Source organism: Pseudomonas sp. BAY1663 (assembly GCF_000582595.1).
In the GTDB taxonomy this organism is placed as follows: domain Bacteria; phylum Pseudomonadota; class Gammaproteobacteria; order Pseudomonadales; family Pseudomonadaceae; genus Stutzerimonas; species Stutzerimonas stutzeri_AF.
Genome location: NZ_AZSV01000179.1, coordinates 1 through 2,126 on the forward strand (window position 1 = coordinate 1; position 2,126 = coordinate 2,126).

At 69.2% G+C, this 2,126-nt stretch carries 1 protein-coding gene and 1 pseudogene; both read right to left on the reverse strand.

Features of this window, described 5'->3' with window-relative positions; all coding sequences use genetic code 11:
* Positions 1–403: pseudogene (locus tag BAY1663_RS22555) on the reverse strand (potassium-transporting ATPase subunit C); the annotation flags it as partial.
* A 13-nt stretch (positions 404–416) separates the two neighbouring features.
* Positions 417–2,126, reverse strand: a 1,710-nt coding sequence (gene kdpB, locus BAY1663_RS22560) for a potassium-transporting ATPase subunit KdpB (protein ID WP_037045324.1), incomplete at its 5' end; no start/stop codon positions are given.

Here is a 2,126-nt window from a genome sequence, read left to right on the forward strand (position 1 = left end):
TCGAGCCCGCTGCCCGAGGCCGTCACCAGCTCCATCGGTGCCGGTTGCGCGGCGCTACCGGCCCAGTCCCGCACGCGTTCGCGAACCTGGGCGGCCAGTTCGGGGTTGCTTGGCGCCAGGTTGCTGGCAGCGCTGGCGACGGTTGCGTAGTCCCCCGCCGAGGGGCGCGGTGGAACCACTGCGGCCCCTCGAACGCCTGGGCCAACAGGGCGCTGCCACGCACCTGCCCGGTCGCATCGCGAACCAGGCTGCCGTTGGCCTGCTCGGCGAAGGCCAGTTGCGCCACCGCGGTGACGGACAGTGGATAGACGACGCCCGTGATGAGCGCCATCAGGATCAGCGAGGCAATCGCCGGACGAACGTATTCGAACGTTTTTCTCATCTCCAGAAGCCGCGCCGTCATGGCGCGGCGGGCTTCAGACCAGGCCGACCGCGGTCAGCAAGAGGTCGATCAACTTGATCCCGACGAAGGGCGCGACCAGACCGCCCAGGCCGTAGACCAGCAGGTTGCGCCGCAGTAGGCTGGCCGAGTCGGCGGCCTGCACCTGCACGCCACGCAGCGCCAGCGGGATCAGGCCGACGATGATCAGCGCATTGAAGACGATGGCCGACAGGATGGCGCTCTCGGAACTGTGCAACTGCATCAGGTTCAGGACCGAGAGCTGCGGATAGATGCCGATGAACAGCGCCGGCAGGATGGCGAAATATTTCGCCACATCGTTGGCGACCGAGAAGGTCGTCAGCGCTCCCCGGGTCACCAGCAGCTGCTTGCCCACCTGTACCACGTCGAGCAGCTTGGTCGGATCGGAGTCCAGATCGACCAGGTTCGCCGCCTCGCGCGCCGCCTGGGTGCCGTCGTTCATCGCCATGCCGACATCGGCCTGCGCCAGCGCTGGCGCATCGTTGGCGCCGTCGCCGCACATGGCGACCATCTTGCCCTCGGCCTGCTCCTGGCGAATGCGCTGCAGCTTCTTCTGCGGCGTCGCTTCGGCAATCACGTCGTCGACGCCCGCCTCGGCCGCAATCGCGGCGGCCGTCAGCGGGTTGTCACCGGTGACCATCACCGTGCGGATGCCCAGCTGGCGCAGCTCGGCGAAGCGCTCGCGGATGCCCGGCTTGACCACATCCTTGAGATGGATAGCGCCCAGCAGCCGCTCATCGGCACACACCAGCAGGGGCGTGCCGCCGCTCTGGGCAATCTTCTCGACCTCGCGCGCAAGTACCGGCGGCACCTGTTCGGGGCCCATGCCCAGGTGACCGAGCACGGCGTCCACCGCCCCCTTGCGATAGCGCCGGCCCTGGTAGTCGGCACCGGAGAGGCGGGTTTCCGCGCTGAACGGGATGCTGCTCACCGCCTGCCCGACCGGCTCCGTCATCGGTGCCAGGGCGCGCAGGTATTCGACGATGGACTTGCCTTCGGCCGTGTCGTCGGCCAGCGACGACAGCAGCGCGGCATGCGACAGCTCCGTGGCCGACACGCCCGGCGCCTTCACCATCGCGCTGCAGCGCCGGTTGCCGAAGGTGATGGTGCCGGTCTTGTCCAGCAGCAGCACCTGGACATCGCCCGCCGCCTCCACCGCCCGGCCGGACTTGGCGATGACGTTGAGGCGCACCAGGCGGTCCATGCCGGCTATGCCGATGGCCGACAGCAAGCCGCCGATGGTGGTGGGGATCAGCGTCACCAGCAGCGCGACCAGGTACACCAGCGGCAGATCGCCCCCGGCGAAACGGGCGAAGGGCTGCAAGGTGGCGACCACCACGAGGAAGATCAGCGTCAGCCCGATCAGCAGGACGTCCAGGGCGACCTCGTTGGGCGTCTTCTGCCGCTTGGCCCCTTCGACCAGGGCGATCATCCGGTCCAGCGTGGACTCGCCCGGGTCGCTGCCGATGCGCACCAGCAGCCAGTCCGATACCACGCGGGTGTTGCCGGTGACCGCCGAGCGGTCTCCTCCCGATTCGCGGATGACCGGCGCCGACTCGCCGGTGATCGCCGCCTCGTTGACGGCGGCGATACCTTCGATGACCTCCCCGTCGCCCGGGATAAGTTCGCCGGCCTCGACCCGCACCACGTCGCCGCGGCGCAGGCTGCTCGCCGGCACCTGCCGGTACTCGCCGCCGGCGCTCCG